This window comes from Cedecea sp. VD22 (assembly GCF_037150195.1).
Lineage (GTDB): Bacteria > Pseudomonadota > Gammaproteobacteria > Enterobacterales > Enterobacteriaceae > Cedecea.
On record NZ_JBBCPX010000003.1, the window covers coordinates 146,586 to 163,505 of the forward strand.

The window sequence follows — 16,920 nt, forward strand, 5'->3', positions numbered from 1 at the left end:
GTGTTACCCGCAGCGCCAGTGCTGGCGCTGCGTTCTCGTCGCCCGCAAAAATACATTAATACTTCGCAATCTCTTGACATAAAAATAGAGAAATGAAAATAATAATGATTATCATTTAAATATTTATCACGCCCTGATACCGATCAATGGTGAGTCACATCATGTCCCGTTCCCAACAGGTTGCGCAGCAGCTTTACTGCGATCATCAGCGCTGGCTTTACCACTGGCTTCGCAACAAAGTCGGCTGCCCGGAACAGGCGCAGGATCTGACTCAGGACACCTTTATTAATATTCTGGTCAGCCCCGATCTGGCCTCCATTCGCCAGCCACGTCCTTTTCTTGCCACGGTCGCCAGACGGCTGATTGCCAACCATTATCGCCGCAAGAAAATCGAAGAGGCCTGGCTGGAGGCGCTGGCGACTCAGCCGGAAATGGAACACCCTTCCCCTGAAACCCGACTGCTGATTCTGGAAGTGCTGGAACAGATTGATGCGGCGCTGGACGGCCTGCCGCCGCAGGTGCGGGAGGCCTTTTTGCTGGCCCACCTGCAGGGAATGCGCTATTGCGATATCGCCGAGCGTCTGCGCGTTTCCAGCAGCTCCGTGAAGCAGTATCTCCAGCGCGCCAACCTGCACTGTTTCTTCGCGCTCAGCTCATGACCTCCCATCCTTTTATTGACCAAAACGGGCAAGCCATCGACCGGGACAGCGCCTGGGCCGCCGCCTCATGGCTGACGCTGATGATGTCGGACGACGTTAGCGAGCAGGATAAAGCCGACTGGCAAAAATGGCTGGCGTCCAGCGCCGAGAATCAGCGAGCCTGGCGGCACGTCGAGGCGGTTTGCGCCAGCTTCCGGCAGGTTGACGGCAAACTGGCGCGGCAGAGCCTCTCTTCGTTAAAAAACAGCGGCAGGCGTCGGGCGCTAAAAGGATTAGGCGCTCTGCTGCTACTCGGTGGTTCGCTGGAATGGGGGCGACAGCAGCACGGCTGGGAAGCGTTCATTGCCGATTATCGCACCGGGACGGGGGAGCAGCGGCAGGTTGAACTCAGCGAAGGCAGCCGCCTATTACTGGACACCCAAACCACGCTAAACGTGGATTTTACCGGGCAACAGCGCCAGATTGAGCTGCTCGGCGGCGACCTGCTGATTACGACCGGGCAGAAGGAAAAGCGGGCGGCATGGCCCCGGCCCTTTAGCGTGACGACGCCACAGGGCAAAGTGCTCGCGCTGGGCACCCAATTCCGGGTAAAGCTGGAACCGGGGCTTACCCGCGTGGCGGTTTACCACGGCGCAGTCCGGCTTTATCCGCGCAGCTCTGGCCTCGCCGGGCTACAGCTCGCGGCAGGCCAGGGCGCATGGCTCAGCGGGGCTGAATCCGGGGGCCTGCACGGCGGTGAAAAAGAGCCTGGCTGGGTGCACGGCAAACTGCTGGCCGACAATATGCCGCTGAGCGATTTCCTGCGGGAAGTTAACCGCTACCGCCCCGGCGTCCTGCGCTGCGACGAGGATATTGCGGCCCTGCGGCTGTCCGGCGTTTTCCCGCTGGCGGATACTGACCAGATTCTGGCTGTGCTCCCCCGCGTCCTGCCCGTCAGAATAAATACGCTATCTCGTTACTGGGTCAGCCTTTCACGCAGTGAATAATGCTTCGATACGGAGTAATCCATGTCAGTTGTCTCGTTATTCATGTCAGCCTGCCCGTTTGGGCGTTTCGCGTGTCCTCTCTCTTATCCCCACTGAAACAACAGCCTTTAGCCCGGCTGCGGAGTATTTTGTCATGCCTTCTACCCTGCCGATAAGACAGCCCTTTCCTGCCTGGTCCGACGGCCTGCCTCCCACACGCCGCAGCATCGGGCTGGTGCTGGCGCTCTTGCTGCACGCGGGCGTTTTTCTCTGGCTAACCAACCGGCCCACTCAGGAACAACCGGCCACCGCGCCACCGCCTATTGCGCTGATGATCCTCCCGACAGACGATCCGGCCTCTGTCGCCACGCCAGCCAAGCAGCCCGATAAGATCAAACAGATCCAGTCGGCCGCACCTCAGGAAAAGGCCGAGTCAAAAGAAGCGGTGAAGAGCGTGGAGGCCCCGAACCCGGAGCTCGTTGTGGCTAAAAAAATGCACCATAAAGTCATCGCCAAACCTCAGCCGGTTAAGCCGCACGATACGGAAGTGCCGCCGGCCCCTACACCTCCTGCACCTGAAACGCATGCACCCGCCAGCCACCCGCAGCAAAGCGCCGGCAGGGCAGGAAGCAGCGCAGTGAGCGCCCCCAGCCCAGGCGAAGTGAACTGGGTCGGGCTACTGCGCCAGCGGCTCGACCGCTTCAAACGTTACCCGGCTCAGGCTTTACGTCAGCAGGCCCAGGGCGTGGTTTATCTGAGCCTGACGCTGAACCGGGAGGGCCAGGTCCTTAGCGTGGCGCTGGCAAAAAGCAGCGGTACGCCAACGCTGGATCGCGAAGCCCTTGCCCTGCCGACGCGCGCGGTTCCTCTGCCCGCCCCCACGGACGATATCGCGCCAGGCCAGCCGCAAATAACCCTCACGCTGCCAATCCGTTTCGATCTCCGCCAGTAGATCCCTTTGCTCAATGCTCGGTAATGCAGCATTGAGCACACCCTGCCTGCACGATCGTTTTAGATCACAAAAAATACGCTGTCATCACGCTAATATTGCACAATCGAGCATTAGATCTTATTTTAATCGAGCAACAACGAGCAATGACACTTTAGCGAGGATGCAGCAGTGAGAAACAATCATGTAGGACAGATCGTGATGAATGAGTCGACGATTGCCGAAGGCGTCACCAAAGTCGCCCGGCTGCTGAACAGTCGCTATCACGAAGCGGTAGTGATCACGGTCGTGCCCGGTGGGATTCTGTTTACCGCCGATCTGGTCAGGCAGCTCACCTTCGATATTTCAATGGACTATATTTCCTGCCCGCACACGCCTGGCGACAGAAACAACAGCTCTACCATCGTTTACCACGACAATATTGGCATCAGGGGGAAGGACGTTATCCTGGTGGATGACGCCATTGAGTCCGGTGGGACCATGAAGCGTCTGGTCGAGCATTTAATCGAACATTACGCTCCGAAATCGCTCTCCATCGCCACCTTATTTGTGAAGCCTGGCCGCGTAGAGATCCCCGCCGAGCAATGTTATGCCTGGATCATGGACAATGACGATTTGCTCATTGGCTACGGCATGCCGTGGCAAAACAAGTACCGCAACCTGCCCTTCGTTTCAAAACTAAAAATATAAACGCCTACAGAACACTTACCGATGGGATAACAACATGATAAAGCTAATTATTACCGACCTGGACGGCACTTTTCTCAATAGCCACGGCGACTATGACCGTAAATTATTTGCCCAGACCCACCGCTTAATGGCCGAGCAAGGCGTCCATTTCGCCGCCTGTACCGGCAAGCAGTGCCAGCGGGTAGAAGAGCTGTTCGCCGATTACCGCGAGGATTTATGGATCATCGGCGACAGCGCCACGCGCATTAAAAGGAACGGCGAATATGTCTACGAATCGCTTATCAACAATGCGCTGGGATTACGCATTATCGACACGCTGGAAGCAGCCAGTGACAGCCACGTGATTGTTGCCTGCGGCAGCGAAAGCGCGTTTATTCGCAAAGACGTGCCGCAGCGGCTGCAGGACAAAATGCGCCAGTCCTACGCCAGCCTGGCGCTGGTGGACTCTTTTGCCGAACTCAATTGTGATTTCGTGAAGATAAGCGTCTATGACGAAGCCGGAAACTGCCCGCAGACTCGCCCGGTACTCAGGCCGTTTGAACAGGATGTCTACATCGTGGTGTCCGAAGCGGCGTGGATAGATATTGCGGATTATGGCGTCCATAAAGGGACAACGGTGCAAAGGCTCCAGCAGTTACTGAACGTCAGCCCGGCGGAGACTCTCGCCTTTGGCGACGGGTATAATGACCTGGAACTGCTGGCTCAGGCGGAATACAGCTTCGCGATGCGTAATGCGTTTGAAGAGACCAAGGCCGCAGCCCGGTTTATTACCGGCAGCAATGATGAAAGCGCGGTCCAGCACACGATAAAAAGCCTGCTGGCGTTGCAAAGCAAAGTCTGAAGAAGGGCGGGTTCTTAGCCGCCCGTTCCGCTAGCCCGCGATTTCAATCCGCAGGTTAACGCCGCCGAAATCGGCAATTTTGGTTTCGGCGCTCACCACCGCAATATCAATGTCTTCGCAGGGTGCCACTTTATAGCGAGCCACCTGGGACATCTTGTTGGCCGTCACGGCGGCGATCACCTCATTACTCTGGCTCAGCACTTCCCGCTTAAAACAGGCGTCTTCGTAATAAACCGCGCTCAGGCCAGCCTGCGGATCCAGCCCGCACACGCCGATAAAGGTCTGGTCGAAAACCATGCCGCGCAGCTGATTGACCGTGTCGGAACCCAGCGTGCTGCCGGTCAGCGGGTTAACTTTGCCACCCAACAAAATCAGTTCGCCCCGCGTGCGCCCGCTCAGCGCCGCTGCAATCTGCGGGGAATTGGTGACAATGGTGAGATCCAGCTCTTCGGGGATAAACTCCACCATCGCCAGATAGGTTGAACCGGCGTCGAGAAACACGCAGGTGTTAGCTTGGATCATCCCGGCGCACTTCCGTGCCACCTGGGATTTCTCACCCACATCCTGGGACACGCGGGTTTCGAAGCTGGCAGACTGCTGGAACTGACTGATGGCCCCGCCATAAACCTTTTTGCACAGGCCGCGACGCGCCAGCTCCTGCAGATCCCGGCGGATGGTGTGCTCGGACACGCCCAGCTTCCGCGCCACATCAGCCCCGATCACCCTGCCCGTTTCGGTCAGGATCTGGTGGATCATCGCCTGGCGCTGTTCAGGCAATGCGTCATAATCTGTCACGTTTAGCCCTCAAATAGCTGCAATAGTGCATAACATATCACAATCTATCATCGCAGCTGAAAAGCGCGGGCTAGCCCTCAACCAGCGCCTGCGCGCACGCCCAGGCGGAGCTCCAGGCCCACTGGAAGTTATAGCCGCCCAGCCAGCCGCTGACGTCCATCACTTCGCCGATAAAATAGAGGCCCGGGGATTTTTTCGCTTCCATGGTGCGGGAGGAAAGTTCGTTGGTATCCACGCCGCCGAGGGTCACTTCCGCCGTGCGATAGCCTTCGGTGCCGTTGGGCTGAACGCGCCAGGCTTGCAGGGTGTCAATCAGCTCGCTTTGCTGGCGGCTGTTGAGCTGCTTCAGCGTGACGTCCGGGATCTGCTGCAGCTGCTGCAGGCACTCAACCAGGCGTTTCGGCAGCACCATCGCCAGCGTGTTTTTCAGGCTCTGGTTTGGGTGCGCGTTGCGCTGCTCGTGAATAAAACCGTCCAGATCGGTGTCCGGCAGCAGATTCACGCTGACGAATTCGCCCGGCTGCCAGTAGCTGGAAAGCTGCAGAACGGCAGGGCCGGACAGGCCGCGATGGGTAAACAACAGGCTTTCACGGAAGCTGACGCCGTTTTCTGCGGTGATGACGGACGGCACCGAGACACCGGACAGCACCTGCAATTGTTCGAGCAAAGGTTTATGCAGCGTGAACGGCACCAGGCCCGCGCGGGTCGGCAGCACCTTCAGGCCAAACTGTTCGGCGACTTTATAGCCGAACGGCGTCGCCCCCAGCCCCGGCATCGACAGACCGCCGCTGGCGATAACCAGTTTCGCGCCCTGCACGCTGCCGCCGTTTAACTGCAGGGTGTACCCCTGCTCGTCGCGTTCAATACTCAGCACTTCGCTGCGCAGGCGCATTGTTACTTTGCCTTTCTCGCATTCGGCCACCAGCATATCGACTACCTGCTGGGCAGAATCGTCGCAGAACAGCTGCCCGAGGGTTTTCTCATGCCAGGCGATGCCGTGCTTGCCCACCATGTCGATAAAGTCCCATTGGGTGTAGCGGGCCAGCGCAGATTTGCAGAAATGCGGGTTTTGGCTCAGATACGCCGCAGGCTCGACATAAAGGTTGGTAAAGTTGCAGCGTCCGCCGCCGGACATCAGGATTTTACGGCCCGGTTTTTTCCCATTATCAATCAGCAATACGCGGCTGCCCGCCTGCCCGGCAACCGCCGCACAAAACATTCCAGCTGCACCCGCACCTATAATAATGGCATCAAACTTTTCCACGACCGACTCCCGACTATGCTTAAGGCAACGGATTGTAAAGACCTGAGGCTGGTCGCACCAGCTTTAAGGTTAATAACAAATGCAGGTGATTGATAAACAAAATGTAAATCATTCCACCTGTGCGCCAGATGGCGACTAAAATCAAAAAAAGTCCAGATTTCACTTTGCCGCGGTGGAGGTTGTCTTACATAATGCGCCGCGTTCATGTCCTCAAAATGGCGTAACGTCTATGCTACATTTGTTTGCCGGCCTGGATCTTCACACCGGGCTTTTACTTTTGCTTGCTCTGGCATTTGTGCTGTTCTACGAAGCCATTAATGGTTTCCACGATACGGCCAACGCAGTAGCAACGGTAATTTATACCCGCGCTATGCGATCGCAACTTGCGGTGGCAATGGCTGCGTTGTTTAACTTCTTCGGCGTTCTGCTCGGTGGGCTGAGCGTGGCCTATGCCATTGTGCATATGCTGCCTACAGATCTGCTGTTAAACGTAGGGTCTTCTCATGGTCTCGCCATGGTGTTCTCTATGTTACTGGCCGCTATTATCTGGAACCTCGGCACCTGGTATTTTGGTCTGCCGGCCTCCAGCTCCCATACGCTTATCGGTGCCATCATCGGTATCGGTTTGACCAACGCGCTGCTGACCGGCACCTCGGTTGTCGACGCGCTGAATATCCCGAAAGTCATTGGGATCTTCGCTTCCTTAATTCTGTCCCCGATTGTCGGGCTGGTGATTGCCGGTGGGTTGATTTTCCTGCTGCGCCGTTACTGGAGCAACACCAAGAAAAAGCAGCGTATTCACCTGACGCCTGCGGAACGTGAAAAGCAAGACGGCAAGAAAAAGCCGCCTTTCTGGACGCGTATCGCGCTGATCCTGTCCGCTATCGGCGTGAGTTTCTCTCACGGCGCTAACGACGGCCAGAAAGGCATCGGTCTGATTATGCTGGTACTGATTGGCGTCGCACCGGCGGGCTTCGTGGTTAACATGAATGCTTCCGGCTACGAAATCACCCGTACTCGCGATGCGGTGAACAACGTCGAAACTTTCTTCCAGCAACGCCCTGACCTGCTGAAGAAAGCCACCGGCTCGGAACAGCTGATCCCTTCTCCGGAAGCGGGCGCAACTGAACCGGCTCAGTTCCACTGCCACCCGGCCAACGCGATTAACGCGCTGGATCGCGCGAAGCTGATGCTGACGGATATCGAAAGCTACGACAAGCTCAGCATTGAGCAGCGTAGCCAGCTGCGTCGCATTATGCTGTGCATCTCCGACACCACCGATAAAGTGGCGAAGCTGCCGGAAGTGAGCGCCGACGACCAGCGCCTGCTGAAGAAACTGAAAGGCGACATGCTTAGCACCATCGAGTACGCGCCGGTCTGGATTATTCTGGCGGTGGCTCTGGCTCTTGGTCTGGGTACAATGATCGGCTGGCGTCGCGTGGCGACCACCATCGGCGAGAAGATCGGTAAGAAAGGCATGACCTATGCGCAAGGGATGTCCGCGCAGATGACGGCAGCCGTTTCTATCGGTCTGGCAAGCTACACCGGGATGCCGGTTTCCACTACCCACGTGCTCTCTTCCTCCGTGGCAGGGACCATGATCGTGGACGGCGGCGGCCTGCAGCGTAAGACGGTAACCAATATCCTGATGGCCTGGATATTCACCTTACCGGCTTCGATTCTGCTCTCCGGCGGGCTGTACTGGATTGCGCTGCGCTTCGTGTAAGCCGTAGCCAAAGAAAAAGCGGGTCAGGAAACTGGCCCGCTTTTTTTATGCTTGTCCATAACGCTGCCCTACAACTAGTGCCAGATAATTAATCCAATCAGGCTAATCACCACCAGACCACACAGCGAACTCGTCAGAATAAACTGGCGGCGCAGGCGCTCACAGCGGCGAATAAACTCTTCATCATGATGATCGACATAGCGCTGGCCGTAGATATAGCGCACCAGCCTGACCTGCTTGCTGGGTTGACCATGTGAGGTGAAAAAACCGCCGCCATCAACGTATTGATACAGCAGCGGATCGCACCCGCGCAGCACCACCAGTAACGCGCGCAGTGAAGAGTAATAGCGCGCCATATTCACCACACAAACTACACAAAGCGCCCAGAACAGCGCGACGGTGCTGATCATGTACCCCTCCCGGCGAAGCCCTCGAAGCCTTTGCTTCGGGACGACCGCTCTCCCCGAAAACCCTGTCAGACAATCCTGCAACGAATAACCGATACAGGTCACAGATCTCTTCCCGCCCGGCTCATTTAATAGTGTAGGAGATCCCTTAATTTTTTTACCACCGCGTTAATCTTTATCAAAGTGGCCGCATTCATTTTTCGCTTGAATGTGATTGAGGGATGGCGCATTGTCGGGCTGAAGAAGGTTCGATAAAAGCGAAATACCATCTACAATTGAAGTCTTTAGATCGGGTGACCGTAGCTCATGCCGCTACGGTTTAAAAGATGACGGCGAGAGTCATCGATAACTTATGGAAGGAGTAACATTATGGCTTACAAACACATTCTGATCGCGGTTGACCTCTCCCCTGAGAGTAAAGTCCTGGTAGAAAAAGCCGTCTCCATGGCTCGGCCTTACAACGCGAAAGTTTCCCTGATTCATGTCGATGTGAATTACTCCGATCTGTATACCGGGCTGATTGATGTCAATCTGGGCGATATGCAGAAACGCATTTCCGAAGAGACTCACCACGCGCTCACCGAGCTGTCTACCGGGGCAGGTTACCCGATTACCGAAACCCTGAGCGGCAGCGGCGATCTGGGCCAGGTGCTGGTCGATGCCATTAAAAAATACGATATGGATTTAGTGGTTTGTGGTCACCACCAGGATTTCTGGAGCAAGCTGATGTCCTCTGCACGCCAGCTGATCAATACCGTGCATGTGGATATGCTGATTGTTCCACTGCGTGATGAAGAAGACGAGTAACGGTATTGCCCCTCACCCTAACCCTCTCCCCAAAGGGGAGAGGGGACTCGATAGAGCCAAATCCTTTGATTTTCCCCCCTCTCCCTTCCAGGGAGAGGGCCGGGGTGAGGGTCACAGCTCACTCAAATCCTGCAGAATCACCGTCAACACTCCCTCCAGATTCTCCCGCAGTTCGTTATTCCAGAACCGCCTCACCCGCCACCCTTGCTCATTCAAATACGTCGTTCTTCGTTCATCATAGCCCTTTTGCATCTCATGCTGCCCACCGTCCAGCTCGATCACCAGGCGAGCAGCGCAGCAGGCAAAGTGGACGATATAAAGCCCAACCGGATGCTGGCGGCGAAACTTAAACGTAGCAAAACGCCTGCTGCGGAGTTGATACCACAGCAAGTTCTCTTCGGGAGTCATCTGGTGCCCGAGCTGGCGGGCATAACGTCGGATCGGCTGCATGGCATACAACATGCCGATGCAGCCGTAAAGTTGCGAGGGGAAGCAATCTCTTCTGCGAGGCACTTTCCAGCGTTTTAGTAATTACTCCGGCGTCCCGGCATAAATATCAAACCGGTGCCCTTTGGTCACCACAGCATTCTGCGTGGCGACGTCGGCCAGCGGCGGCGCGTAGTCCGGACGCTTCACAACGACCCTTTTCTTCGCGAGCGCTCTGGCTGGGGCAAGCAGCCCGTCTGCATCTTCATCCGGCCCCACCAAAGACTGGAAAACGCGCATCTCTTTCTTCACCAGCGCGCTTTTCTGCTTGTGGGGGAACATCGGGTCGAGATACACCACATCCGGCCTCGGCGTGATATCGCTGAGCGCCGTCAGGCTTGAGGCATGAATCAGCTGCAATCGCTCCTGCAGCCAACCACCGATTTCAGGATCTTCGTAGCCACGGCGCAGGCCGTCATCCAGCAACGCGGCTACCACCGGATTGCGCTCCAGCATCCGCACGCGGCAACCGACGGACGCCAGCACAAAGGCATCTCGCCCTAACCCCGCCGTCGCGTCAACCACGTCTGGCAGATAGCTGCCCTTCACGCCCACGGCTTTTGCCACCGCTTCGCCACGCCCGCCGCCAAACTTACGGCGGTGCGCCATCGCGCCGGAGGCAAAATCAACAAAAATGCCGCCTAGCTTTGGCTCGTCGCGTTTGCGTAACTCCAGCCTTTCAGGCGTCAGCACCAGCGCCATCAGCGCCTCTTCATCATGCTCGAGCTGCCAGCGCTCGCTCAAAACAGATAAGGCGCCGGAGTCGGCGCCTGCTTCAGTCAGTAAACAGATTTTCACGTGGTGGCTTAACCCTGAATACCGTAGTGATCCAGCATCGCATCCAGCTGCGGCTCACGCCCGCGGAAGCGTTTGAACAGCTCCATCGGCTCTTCCGAACCGCCACGGGTCAGGATGTTATCGAGGAACGACTGGCCGGTTTCGCGGTTGAAAATACCCTCTTCTTCAAAGCGAGAGAACGCGTCCGCCGCCAGCACGTCGGCCCACAGGTAGCTGTAGTAACCCGCCGCGTAACCACCGGCAAATATATGGCTGAAGGCGTGCGGGAAGCGGCCCCAGCTCGGCCCCGGCACCACGGCAACCTGTTTCTTAATTTCGGCCAGCGTCTGCAGCACTTTCGCCCCCTGCTCCGGGTTGAATTCCGCATGCAGGCGGAAGTCGAACAGGCCGAACTCCAGCTGACGCAGAATAAACAGCGCTGCCTGGTAGTTTTTCGCCGCCAGCATTTTTTCCAGCAGCTCAACAGGCAGAGATTCACCGGTTTCATAATGGCCGGAGATAAACGCCAGCGCTTCCGGCTCCCAGCACCAGTTTTCCATAAACTGGCTCGGCAGCTCGACCGCATCCCACGGCACGCCGTTGATACCGGACACGCCCGCGGTTTCGATTTTGGTCAGCATGTGGTGCAGGCCGTGACCGAATTCATGGAACAGGGTGATCACTTCATCGTGGGTAAACAGCGCAGGTTTGCCGTTCACCGGGCGGTTGAAGTTACAGGTCAGATAGGCCACCGGTTTTTGCAGTGAGCCATCGGCGCGGCGCATTTTGCCCACGCAGTCATCCATCCACGCCCCGCCGCGTTTGTGCTCGCGAGCGTAGAGGTCGAGATAGAAGCTGCCGCGCAGCTCGCCCTGGTCGTCATACAGCTCGAAGAAGCGCACGTCCGGGTGCCAGACGTCGATATCTTTCCGCTCTTTGGCGGTGATGCCGTAGATGCGCTTCACGACTTCGAACAGGCCATTCACCGCACGCTCTTCCGGGAAGTACGGGCGCAGCTGTTCGTCGCTGATGCTGTAGAGATGCTGTTTCTGTTTTTCGCTGTACCAGGTGATGTCCCACGGCTCCAGCTCTTCCACGCCGTAATGCTCTTTCGCATAGGCGCGCAGCTGAGCCAGCTCGGCTTCACCCTGCGGACGGGCGCGTTTGGCCAGGTCTGACAGGAACTCCAGTACCTGCTGCGGGTTTTCCGCCATTTTGGTGGCCAGGGATTTTTCCGCGTAGTTGCCAAAGCCCAGCAGCTGAGCCAGCTCGTGGCGCAGCGCCAGAATCTCTTCCATCACCGGGGTGTTATCCCACTTCCCGGCATTCGGGCCCTGGTCAGAAGCGCGCGTGGAATAGGCGCGGTACATCTCTTCGCGCAGCGCACGGTTGTCGCAGTAGGTCAGCACCGGCAGGTAGCTTGGGATATCCAGGGTCAGCAGCCAGCCGTCTTGCTCTTTGGCTTCCGCCTGAGCGCGCGCTGCGGCTAAGGCGCTTTCCGGCATTCCGGCAAGCTCGGCTTCGTCGGCGATCAGTTTGCTCCAGCCCATGGTGGCATCGAGCACATTGTTGCTGTAGGTGGACCCCAGCTCGGACAGGCGAGCGGAGATCTCCCCGTAGCGCTGCTGTTTGTCTTTTGGCAGACCAATCCCGGACAGCTCGAAGTCGCGCAGCGCGTTATCCACCGCTTTCTTCTCGGCGACGCTCAGGCTGGCGTAGTTCGCCCCGTCACGCAGGTCGCGGTAGGCATTATACAGGCCTTCGTGCTGGCCAACCCAGGTGCTGTATTCGGACAGCAGCGGCAGCGTCTGCTCATAGGCTTCGCGCAGCTCCGGGCTGTTCTGTACCGAGTTCAGATGGCTGACCGGGGAGAACAGGCGGCCGAGGCGATCGTCCACTTCTGCCAGCGGCTGAACCAGGTTGTGCCAGCTATAAGGCGCGCCCTGCGCAACCACGCTTTCCACCGCCGCACGGCAGTCGTCCAACGCTTTAGTCACGGCCGGAACAACATGCTCAGGTTTGATGGCGGAAAACGGCGGCAGCTCAAAAGAGGTCAGTAAAGGATTGGTCATAAGCGCGTTCCTGATTAAAAGGGAGAGAGAAGCGCTCAAGCGGCGCTTTGTGCATGGAGTCTAGCATGGGGTTAAGTGTAGCGAATTTCAATCCCGGGCGTTGCGCTGTGGTCGCCGGGAAATGGGGCAGCAGGCGCTGCCCCAGGGGATAAATCAGTGGGATTTCGTGGCCATGGCGTAGGCCGCTGGCAGGTTCAGGCGCTGCCAGAACTGCTGGTCTGCCGTCGTGCCGGACAGCGGGTAGCCCGCAGGCAGCGCAGTTTTCACCATCAGGTCGCGGCGCTGGGAGGCGGAAAGCTTAGGCAGCGCGGCTTCCAGCAAAACTTCCGCCCCTTGCGGTACTTTCAGGGCTTGCTTCTCACCCTTCTGCTGCGGCAGGTCGTAAGTCATGGTGAAGCGGTAAAGTTCTTTCATCGCCGGGGCGCGGTACGGATCGTCTTTTGCGGAAGATTTCGCACATTCAGCCAAAGTGGTGCCGCACTCTTTTTCCAGCGCGGTACGCAGCTGATCGCGAGCTTCGTTAAACAACGCACGGTATTTCGGGTCGTTCAGATAGTTGGCGACGTTGCGCTGCGCCACCATGCGGGAGCCCATCACGTCCAGCGGGTAATGCACGCCCAGCACAATGCGCGAGTAACCGTAGCGCGCCCCGCGCTCAACCAGGGCTTCAAAGCGCTCCGGCACCATTTCGGCCATCAGCAGCGCATCGGTGTAGCCAGTGTTGGTGTGGCCGCTTGGGAAGGAGCCGCCGTCTGCGGTGTACGGTTTGTTGTCTTTAATCACCACATCGTCCGGCACGAGGTGAATGGTGTTGCCCTGGATCAGGAACGGACGCGGGTTATTGAAGTGCTTCTTCGCTGCGCTGGTGCTGACTTCGGAGGCTTTAATCAGCGCCGCGGCTTTGCTCAGCTCGCCTTTATCGTAGGCGGCCAGGAAGGCTTTCCCCAGGCGCGGCCCCATGGCATCGCTCAGGAAGTAAAGGTGGTTGATGCCCTCGGCATCCGCCAGCGCCTGATGGCGCGAAGTCTGCACGGCGTTCAGGTTGATGTTGGTGACGGTTTCAAGGTTCTGCTTAATCACCGAGTCCGGCAACTTGCTGAAGGCAGAAAGCAGCTCAATACCCGCCTTCTGGTTAGCTTTCGTCTGGAAGTCATAGCCGCTCGCCTTCAGCCAGGCGGTATCCGCCAGCTTTTTGCTTTGCTTCGCTTTATCCAGCTGGTCGCGGGTCAGTTTATCCGCATCGCCTTTCAGGGCAGCGCGCAACGCCGCCAGAGACTGCATTTCAATCTCATCAAACGCCTGGCTGCTGTTGGCCGGGGTCACACTATTGGCTATCGCCGCGGCCTGAGGAAGAGACACATCTTTCGCCAGCGCGGGCAGAGAGACGGCTAACGCGGCGGCCAGCACAGAAATACGAAGTTTCATTATTTTTCCTTTTATTCAAACGATTACCTTGCCTGGCAGCGACGCTATCCTGGTGATTTGACATTTTTATGACACCGTTATGTTTTGAAACGCTTTCTCCCCAACTGAAACAGCGCCGCGCCCGGGCGGTAATCCGCCGCAATCTGCGGTAAACTGTGGGAAATTTGTTTTCTTATTTGCGGAACACCATCCCTCATGCTCAGCTATCGCCACAGCTTTCACGCCGGTAACCATGCCGACGTACTAAAACACACCGTTCAAAGCCTGATTATTGAATCGCTTAAAGAGAAGGAGAAACCGTTTCTCTATCTCGACACTCACGCAGGCGCCGGGCGTTACCAGCTGAGCAGCGAACATGCGGAGCGCACCGGCGAGTATCTGGAAGGTATCTCCCGCATCTGGCAGCAGGACGATTTGCCTGCCGAACTGGAAGCCTATATTGGCGCGGTGAAGCATCTGAACCGCAGCGGCAACCTGCGTTATTACCCTGGCTCTCCGCTGATTGCCCGCCACCTGCTGCGCGAGCAGGACAGCCTGCAGCTGACCGAGCTGCATCCGTCCGACTTCCCGCTGCTGCGCTCTGAGTTCCAGAAAGACGACCGGGCCCGCGTCGAGCGCGCCGACGGCTACCAGCAGCTGAAAGCCAAGTTGCCGCCGGTTTCCCGTCGCGGTCTGATCCTCATCGACCCACCGTATGAGATCAAAACCGATTACCAGGACGTGGTGAAAGGGATTGCCGAAGGTTATAAGCGTTTTGCCACAGGCACCTACGCGCTGTGGTACCCGGTGGTGCTGCGTCAGCAAATCAAACGCATGATCCGCGACCTGGAAGAGACCGGCATCCGCCGCATCCTGCAGATCGAGCTGGCGGTTCGCCCGGACAGCGACCAGCGCGGCATGACGGCTTCCGGCATGATTGTGATTAACCCACCGTGGAAGCTGGAACAGCAAATGGCGAACGTGCTGCCGTGGCTGCACAAAAAGCTGGTGCCAACGGGTACCGGCTCCACCACGCTGAGCTGGATTGTGCCTGAATAAGAAAGCTAGCCAATGCCGCTGCAGCTTGAAGTATGGCGTGGCTATCACAGTAATCGGTAGAACCTTTATCCCGGCGCGCTACAATCGCGCCTAATTTTCGACTCAAAAGGGAAACATCATGACCAAACATTATGACTACCTCGCCATTGGCGGCGGCAGCGGCGGTATCGCCTCGATTAACCGTGCGGCAATGTATGGGCAGAAATGCGCACTGATTGAGGCGAAGGATCTGGGTGGCACCTGTGTGAACGTCGGCTGCGTGCCTAAAAAAGTGATGTGGCATGCGGCGCAGATCGCCGAAGCGATCCACAACTACGGCCCGGACTACGGCTTTGACACCACGCTGAACCACTTCGACTGGGACAAGCTGATCGCCAGCCGCACCGCCTATATCGACCGTATTCATACCTCTTACGACAACGTACTGGGCAAGAATAAAGTGGACGTGATCCGCGGCTTTGCGAAGTTCGTTGATGCCCACACCGTGGAAGTTAACGGCGAAACCATCACCGCAGACCATATTCTGATCGCTACCGGCGGCCGCCCAAGCCACCCGAACATCCCTGGCGCTGAGTACGGCATCGACTCCGACGGCTTCTTCGAGCTGCCGGGCCTGCCAAAACGCGTGGCGGTTGTGGGTGCGGGCTACATCGCGGTGGAAATCGCGGGCGTGATTAACGCTCTGGGTTCTGAAACGCACCTGTTCGTGCGCAAACATGCGCCGCTGCGCACCTTCGACCCGCTGATCGTTGAAACGCTGCTGGAAGTCATCGAAGCAGAAGGCCCAACCCTGCACACCAACGCGATTCCGAAAGCGGTTGTGAAAAATGCAGACGGCAGCCTGACGCTTGAGCTGGAAGATGGCCGGTCGGAAACCGTCGACACCCTGATTTGGGCGATCGGCCGCGAACCGGCTAACGACAACTTCAACCTGCAGGTAACCGGCGTTGAGCTGGACGCCAAAGGCTACATCAAGGTAGATAAGTTCCAGAACACAAACGTGCCGGGGATTTATGCCGTGGGCGATAACACCGGTGCGGTTGAGCTGACCCCGGTGGCGGTTGCCGCCGGTCGTCGCCTGTCCGAGCGCCTGTTTAACAACAAGCCGGACGAGCATCTGGACTACAGCAACGTGCCGACCGTGGTGTTCAGCCACCCACCAATCGGCACCGTGGGCCTGACCGAACCGCAGGCGCGTGAGCAGTACGGCGACGATAACGTGAAGGTCTACAAATCCGCCTTCACCGCTATGTACACCGCCGTGACCTCTCACCGCCAGCCGTGCCGCATGAAGCTGGTCTGTGCTGGCCCGGACGAGAAAATCGTCGGGATCCACGGCATCGGCTTCGGCATGGATGAAATCCTGCAGGGCTTCGCCGTAGCGCTGAAAATGGGCGCAACCAAGAAAGACTTCGACAACACCGTGGCGATCCACCCGACCGCAGCGGAAGAGTTTGTCACCATGCGTTAATTCCCCCAGGGAAACGCCTAAAAGGTCAGAGATCGCTCTGGCCTTTTTTTATATCTGTGGAAAAACACCCAGCCATGATATTTATCTCTGCATAAACTGATATCAAAAATAATGTACAAAGCGGAGATATATTATGGGCTGGGAAATGCATATCACCAGGACGGAACATGCATGGGATGGGGAGAGCAATCCTATTCTTGCAGAAGAATGGATTCAGTATGTAAATAACGATCCTGAGCTCAGTTTCTCTCCCATAAATGGACCCTATCATGTCATCTGGCGAGGGGATGAAATTAACTGGCTGGACTGGCATGCAGGAAATATTTCTGCAAAATCGCCTGCTCAGACGTTGTATTGCAAAATGCTGGATATCGCCGCCGCGCTCAATGCAAAAGTCCTGGACGATGACGGCAACTTATACTTATCGCCCAATGATTTACTTAATCCATCGTGGGCAAAAAAAGAAATTTCACCTTCATTTCTACAAAAAATCATTACTTACTTCAGAAAATAAATAGCGCAGTCTTGCCTCTACGGATTACCAATAA

General features: G+C 57.1%; 17 protein-coding genes. 10 read left to right on the forward strand and 7 right to left on the reverse strand.

All coding sequences use genetic code 11. The features are described from left to right. The first annotated feature begins 161 nt into the window (after positions 1 to 161). From WFK85_RS08995 to WFK85_RS09015, 5 genes are all read left to right on the forward strand, one after another. Complete coding sequence (locus WFK85_RS08995; protein ID WP_166878574.1) at positions 162 to 659, forward strand: sigma-70 family RNA polymerase sigma factor; 498 nt, start codon at positions 162 to 164, stop codon at positions 657 to 659. Next, the gene (locus WFK85_RS09000) at positions 656 to 1,645 is read left to right on the forward strand and encodes a FecR domain-containing protein (protein ID WP_336706543.1); all 990 of its coding nucleotides are present in this window, start codon (positions 656 to 658) and stop codon (positions 1,643 to 1,645) included. Before WFK85_RS08995 ends, WFK85_RS09000 begins: the two co-directional genes overlap by 4 nt. A 133-nt stretch (positions 1,646 to 1,778) precedes the next feature. Continuing rightward, positions 1,779 to 2,576, forward strand: a complete 798-nt coding sequence (locus tag WFK85_RS09005; protein ID WP_336706545.1) for an energy transducer TonB — start codon at positions 1,779 to 1,781, stop codon at positions 2,574 to 2,576. 168 nt (positions 2,577 to 2,744) lie between these two features. Continuing rightward, positions 2,745 to 3,263 (forward strand): phosphoribosyltransferase, encoded by a 519-nt coding sequence (locus WFK85_RS09010; RefSeq protein ID WP_336706547.1) that lies wholly within the window; start codon positions 2,745 to 2,747, stop codon positions 3,261 to 3,263. 34 nt (positions 3,264 to 3,297) lie between these two features. Beyond that, entirely contained in the window at positions 3,298 to 4,104 is an 807-nt protein-coding gene (locus tag WFK85_RS09015; RefSeq protein WP_336706548.1) for an HAD-IIB family hydrolase, read from the forward strand. A gap of 30 nt (positions 4,105 to 4,134) precedes the next feature. Here the strand turns inward: WFK85_RS09015 and WFK85_RS09020 are convergent, their stop codons facing one another. Beyond that, entirely contained in the window at positions 4,135 to 4,899 is a 765-nt protein-coding gene (locus WFK85_RS09020; RefSeq protein WP_034809200.1) for a DeoR/GlpR family DNA-binding transcription regulator, read from the reverse strand. A gap of 70 nt (positions 4,900 to 4,969) precedes the next feature. Next, a complete protein-coding gene (locus WFK85_RS09025; protein WP_166878588.1) occupies positions 4,970 to 6,163 on the reverse strand; it encodes an aminoacetone oxidase family FAD-binding enzyme in 1,194 nt (397 codons plus the stop codon). Between the two features lie 229 nt (positions 6,164 to 6,392). Here WFK85_RS09025 and pitA point away from each other — a divergent pair, with 229 nt between their 5' ends. After that, positions 6,393 to 7,889 carry an inorganic phosphate transporter PitA gene (pitA, locus tag WFK85_RS09030; protein WP_008458642.1) on the forward strand — a complete coding sequence of 499 codons (1,497 nt, stop codon included), beginning with the start codon at positions 6,393 to 6,395 and terminating at the stop codon, positions 7,887 to 7,889. 74 nt (positions 7,890 to 7,963) lie between these two features. Here the strand turns inward: pitA and uspB are convergent, their stop codons facing one another. Beyond that, positions 7,964 to 8,299 carry a universal stress protein UspB gene (gene uspB, locus WFK85_RS09035; protein WP_008458643.1) on the reverse strand — a complete coding sequence of 112 codons (336 nt, stop codon included), beginning with the start codon at positions 8,297 to 8,299 and terminating at the stop codon, positions 7,964 to 7,966. A gap of 366 nt (positions 8,300 to 8,665) precedes the next feature. Here uspB and uspA point away from each other — a divergent pair, with 366 nt between their 5' ends. Next, positions 8,666 to 9,103 (forward strand): universal stress protein UspA, encoded by a 438-nt coding sequence (gene uspA, locus WFK85_RS09040; protein WP_008458645.1) that lies wholly within the window; start codon positions 8,666 to 8,668, stop codon positions 9,101 to 9,103. Between the two features lie 111 nt (positions 9,104 to 9,214). Here uspA and WFK85_RS09045 read toward each other — a convergent pair whose 3' ends face one another. The 4 genes from WFK85_RS09045 to WFK85_RS09060 all read right to left on the reverse strand — a co-directional run bounded on the left by WFK85_RS09045 (position 9,215) and on the right by WFK85_RS09060 (position 13,863). Continuing rightward, positions 9,215 to 9,553 (reverse strand): endonuclease domain-containing protein, encoded by a 339-nt coding sequence (locus WFK85_RS09045; protein ID WP_166994733.1) that lies wholly within the window; start codon positions 9,551 to 9,553, stop codon positions 9,215 to 9,217. 81 nt (positions 9,554 to 9,634) lie between these two features. Next, a complete protein-coding gene (gene rsmJ, locus WFK85_RS09050; RefSeq protein WP_085540213.1) occupies positions 9,635 to 10,387 on the reverse strand; it encodes a 16S rRNA (guanine(1516)-N(2))-methyltransferase RsmJ in 753 nt (250 codons plus the stop codon). 8 nt (positions 10,388 to 10,395) lie between these two features. Then, the gene (gene prlC, locus WFK85_RS09055) at positions 10,396 to 12,438 is read right to left on the reverse strand and encodes an oligopeptidase A (protein WP_166994735.1); all 2,043 of its coding nucleotides are present in this window, start codon (positions 12,436 to 12,438) and stop codon (positions 10,396 to 10,398) included. A 153-nt stretch (positions 12,439 to 12,591) separates the two neighbouring features. Beyond that, positions 12,592 to 13,863 (reverse strand): acid phosphatase, encoded by a 1,272-nt coding sequence (locus tag WFK85_RS09060; RefSeq protein WP_336706553.1) that lies wholly within the window; start codon positions 13,861 to 13,863, stop codon positions 12,592 to 12,594. Positions 13,864 to 14,058: 195 nt separating this feature from the next. Between WFK85_RS09060 and WFK85_RS09065 the strand changes: the two genes are divergently transcribed. The 3 genes from WFK85_RS09065 (at position 14,059) to WFK85_RS09075 (ending at position 16,886) form a co-directional block, all read left to right on the forward strand. Beyond that, the gene (locus WFK85_RS09065) at positions 14,059 to 14,901 is read left to right on the forward strand and encodes a 23S rRNA (adenine(2030)-N(6))-methyltransferase RlmJ (RefSeq protein ID WP_008458656.1); all 843 of its coding nucleotides are present in this window, start codon (positions 14,059 to 14,061) and stop codon (positions 14,899 to 14,901) included. 118 nt (positions 14,902 to 15,019) lie between these two features. After that, positions 15,020 to 16,372, forward strand: coding sequence for a glutathione-disulfide reductase (gene gorA, locus WFK85_RS09070; protein WP_166994739.1), 1,353 nt, complete (start codon positions 15,020 to 15,022; stop codon positions 16,370 to 16,372). Positions 16,373 to 16,505: 133 nt separating this feature from the next. Beyond that, complete coding sequence (locus WFK85_RS09075; RefSeq protein WP_166994741.1) at positions 16,506 to 16,886, forward strand: hypothetical protein; 381 nt, start codon at positions 16,506 to 16,508, stop codon at positions 16,884 to 16,886. Positions 16,887 to 16,920: the final 34 nt, after the last annotated feature.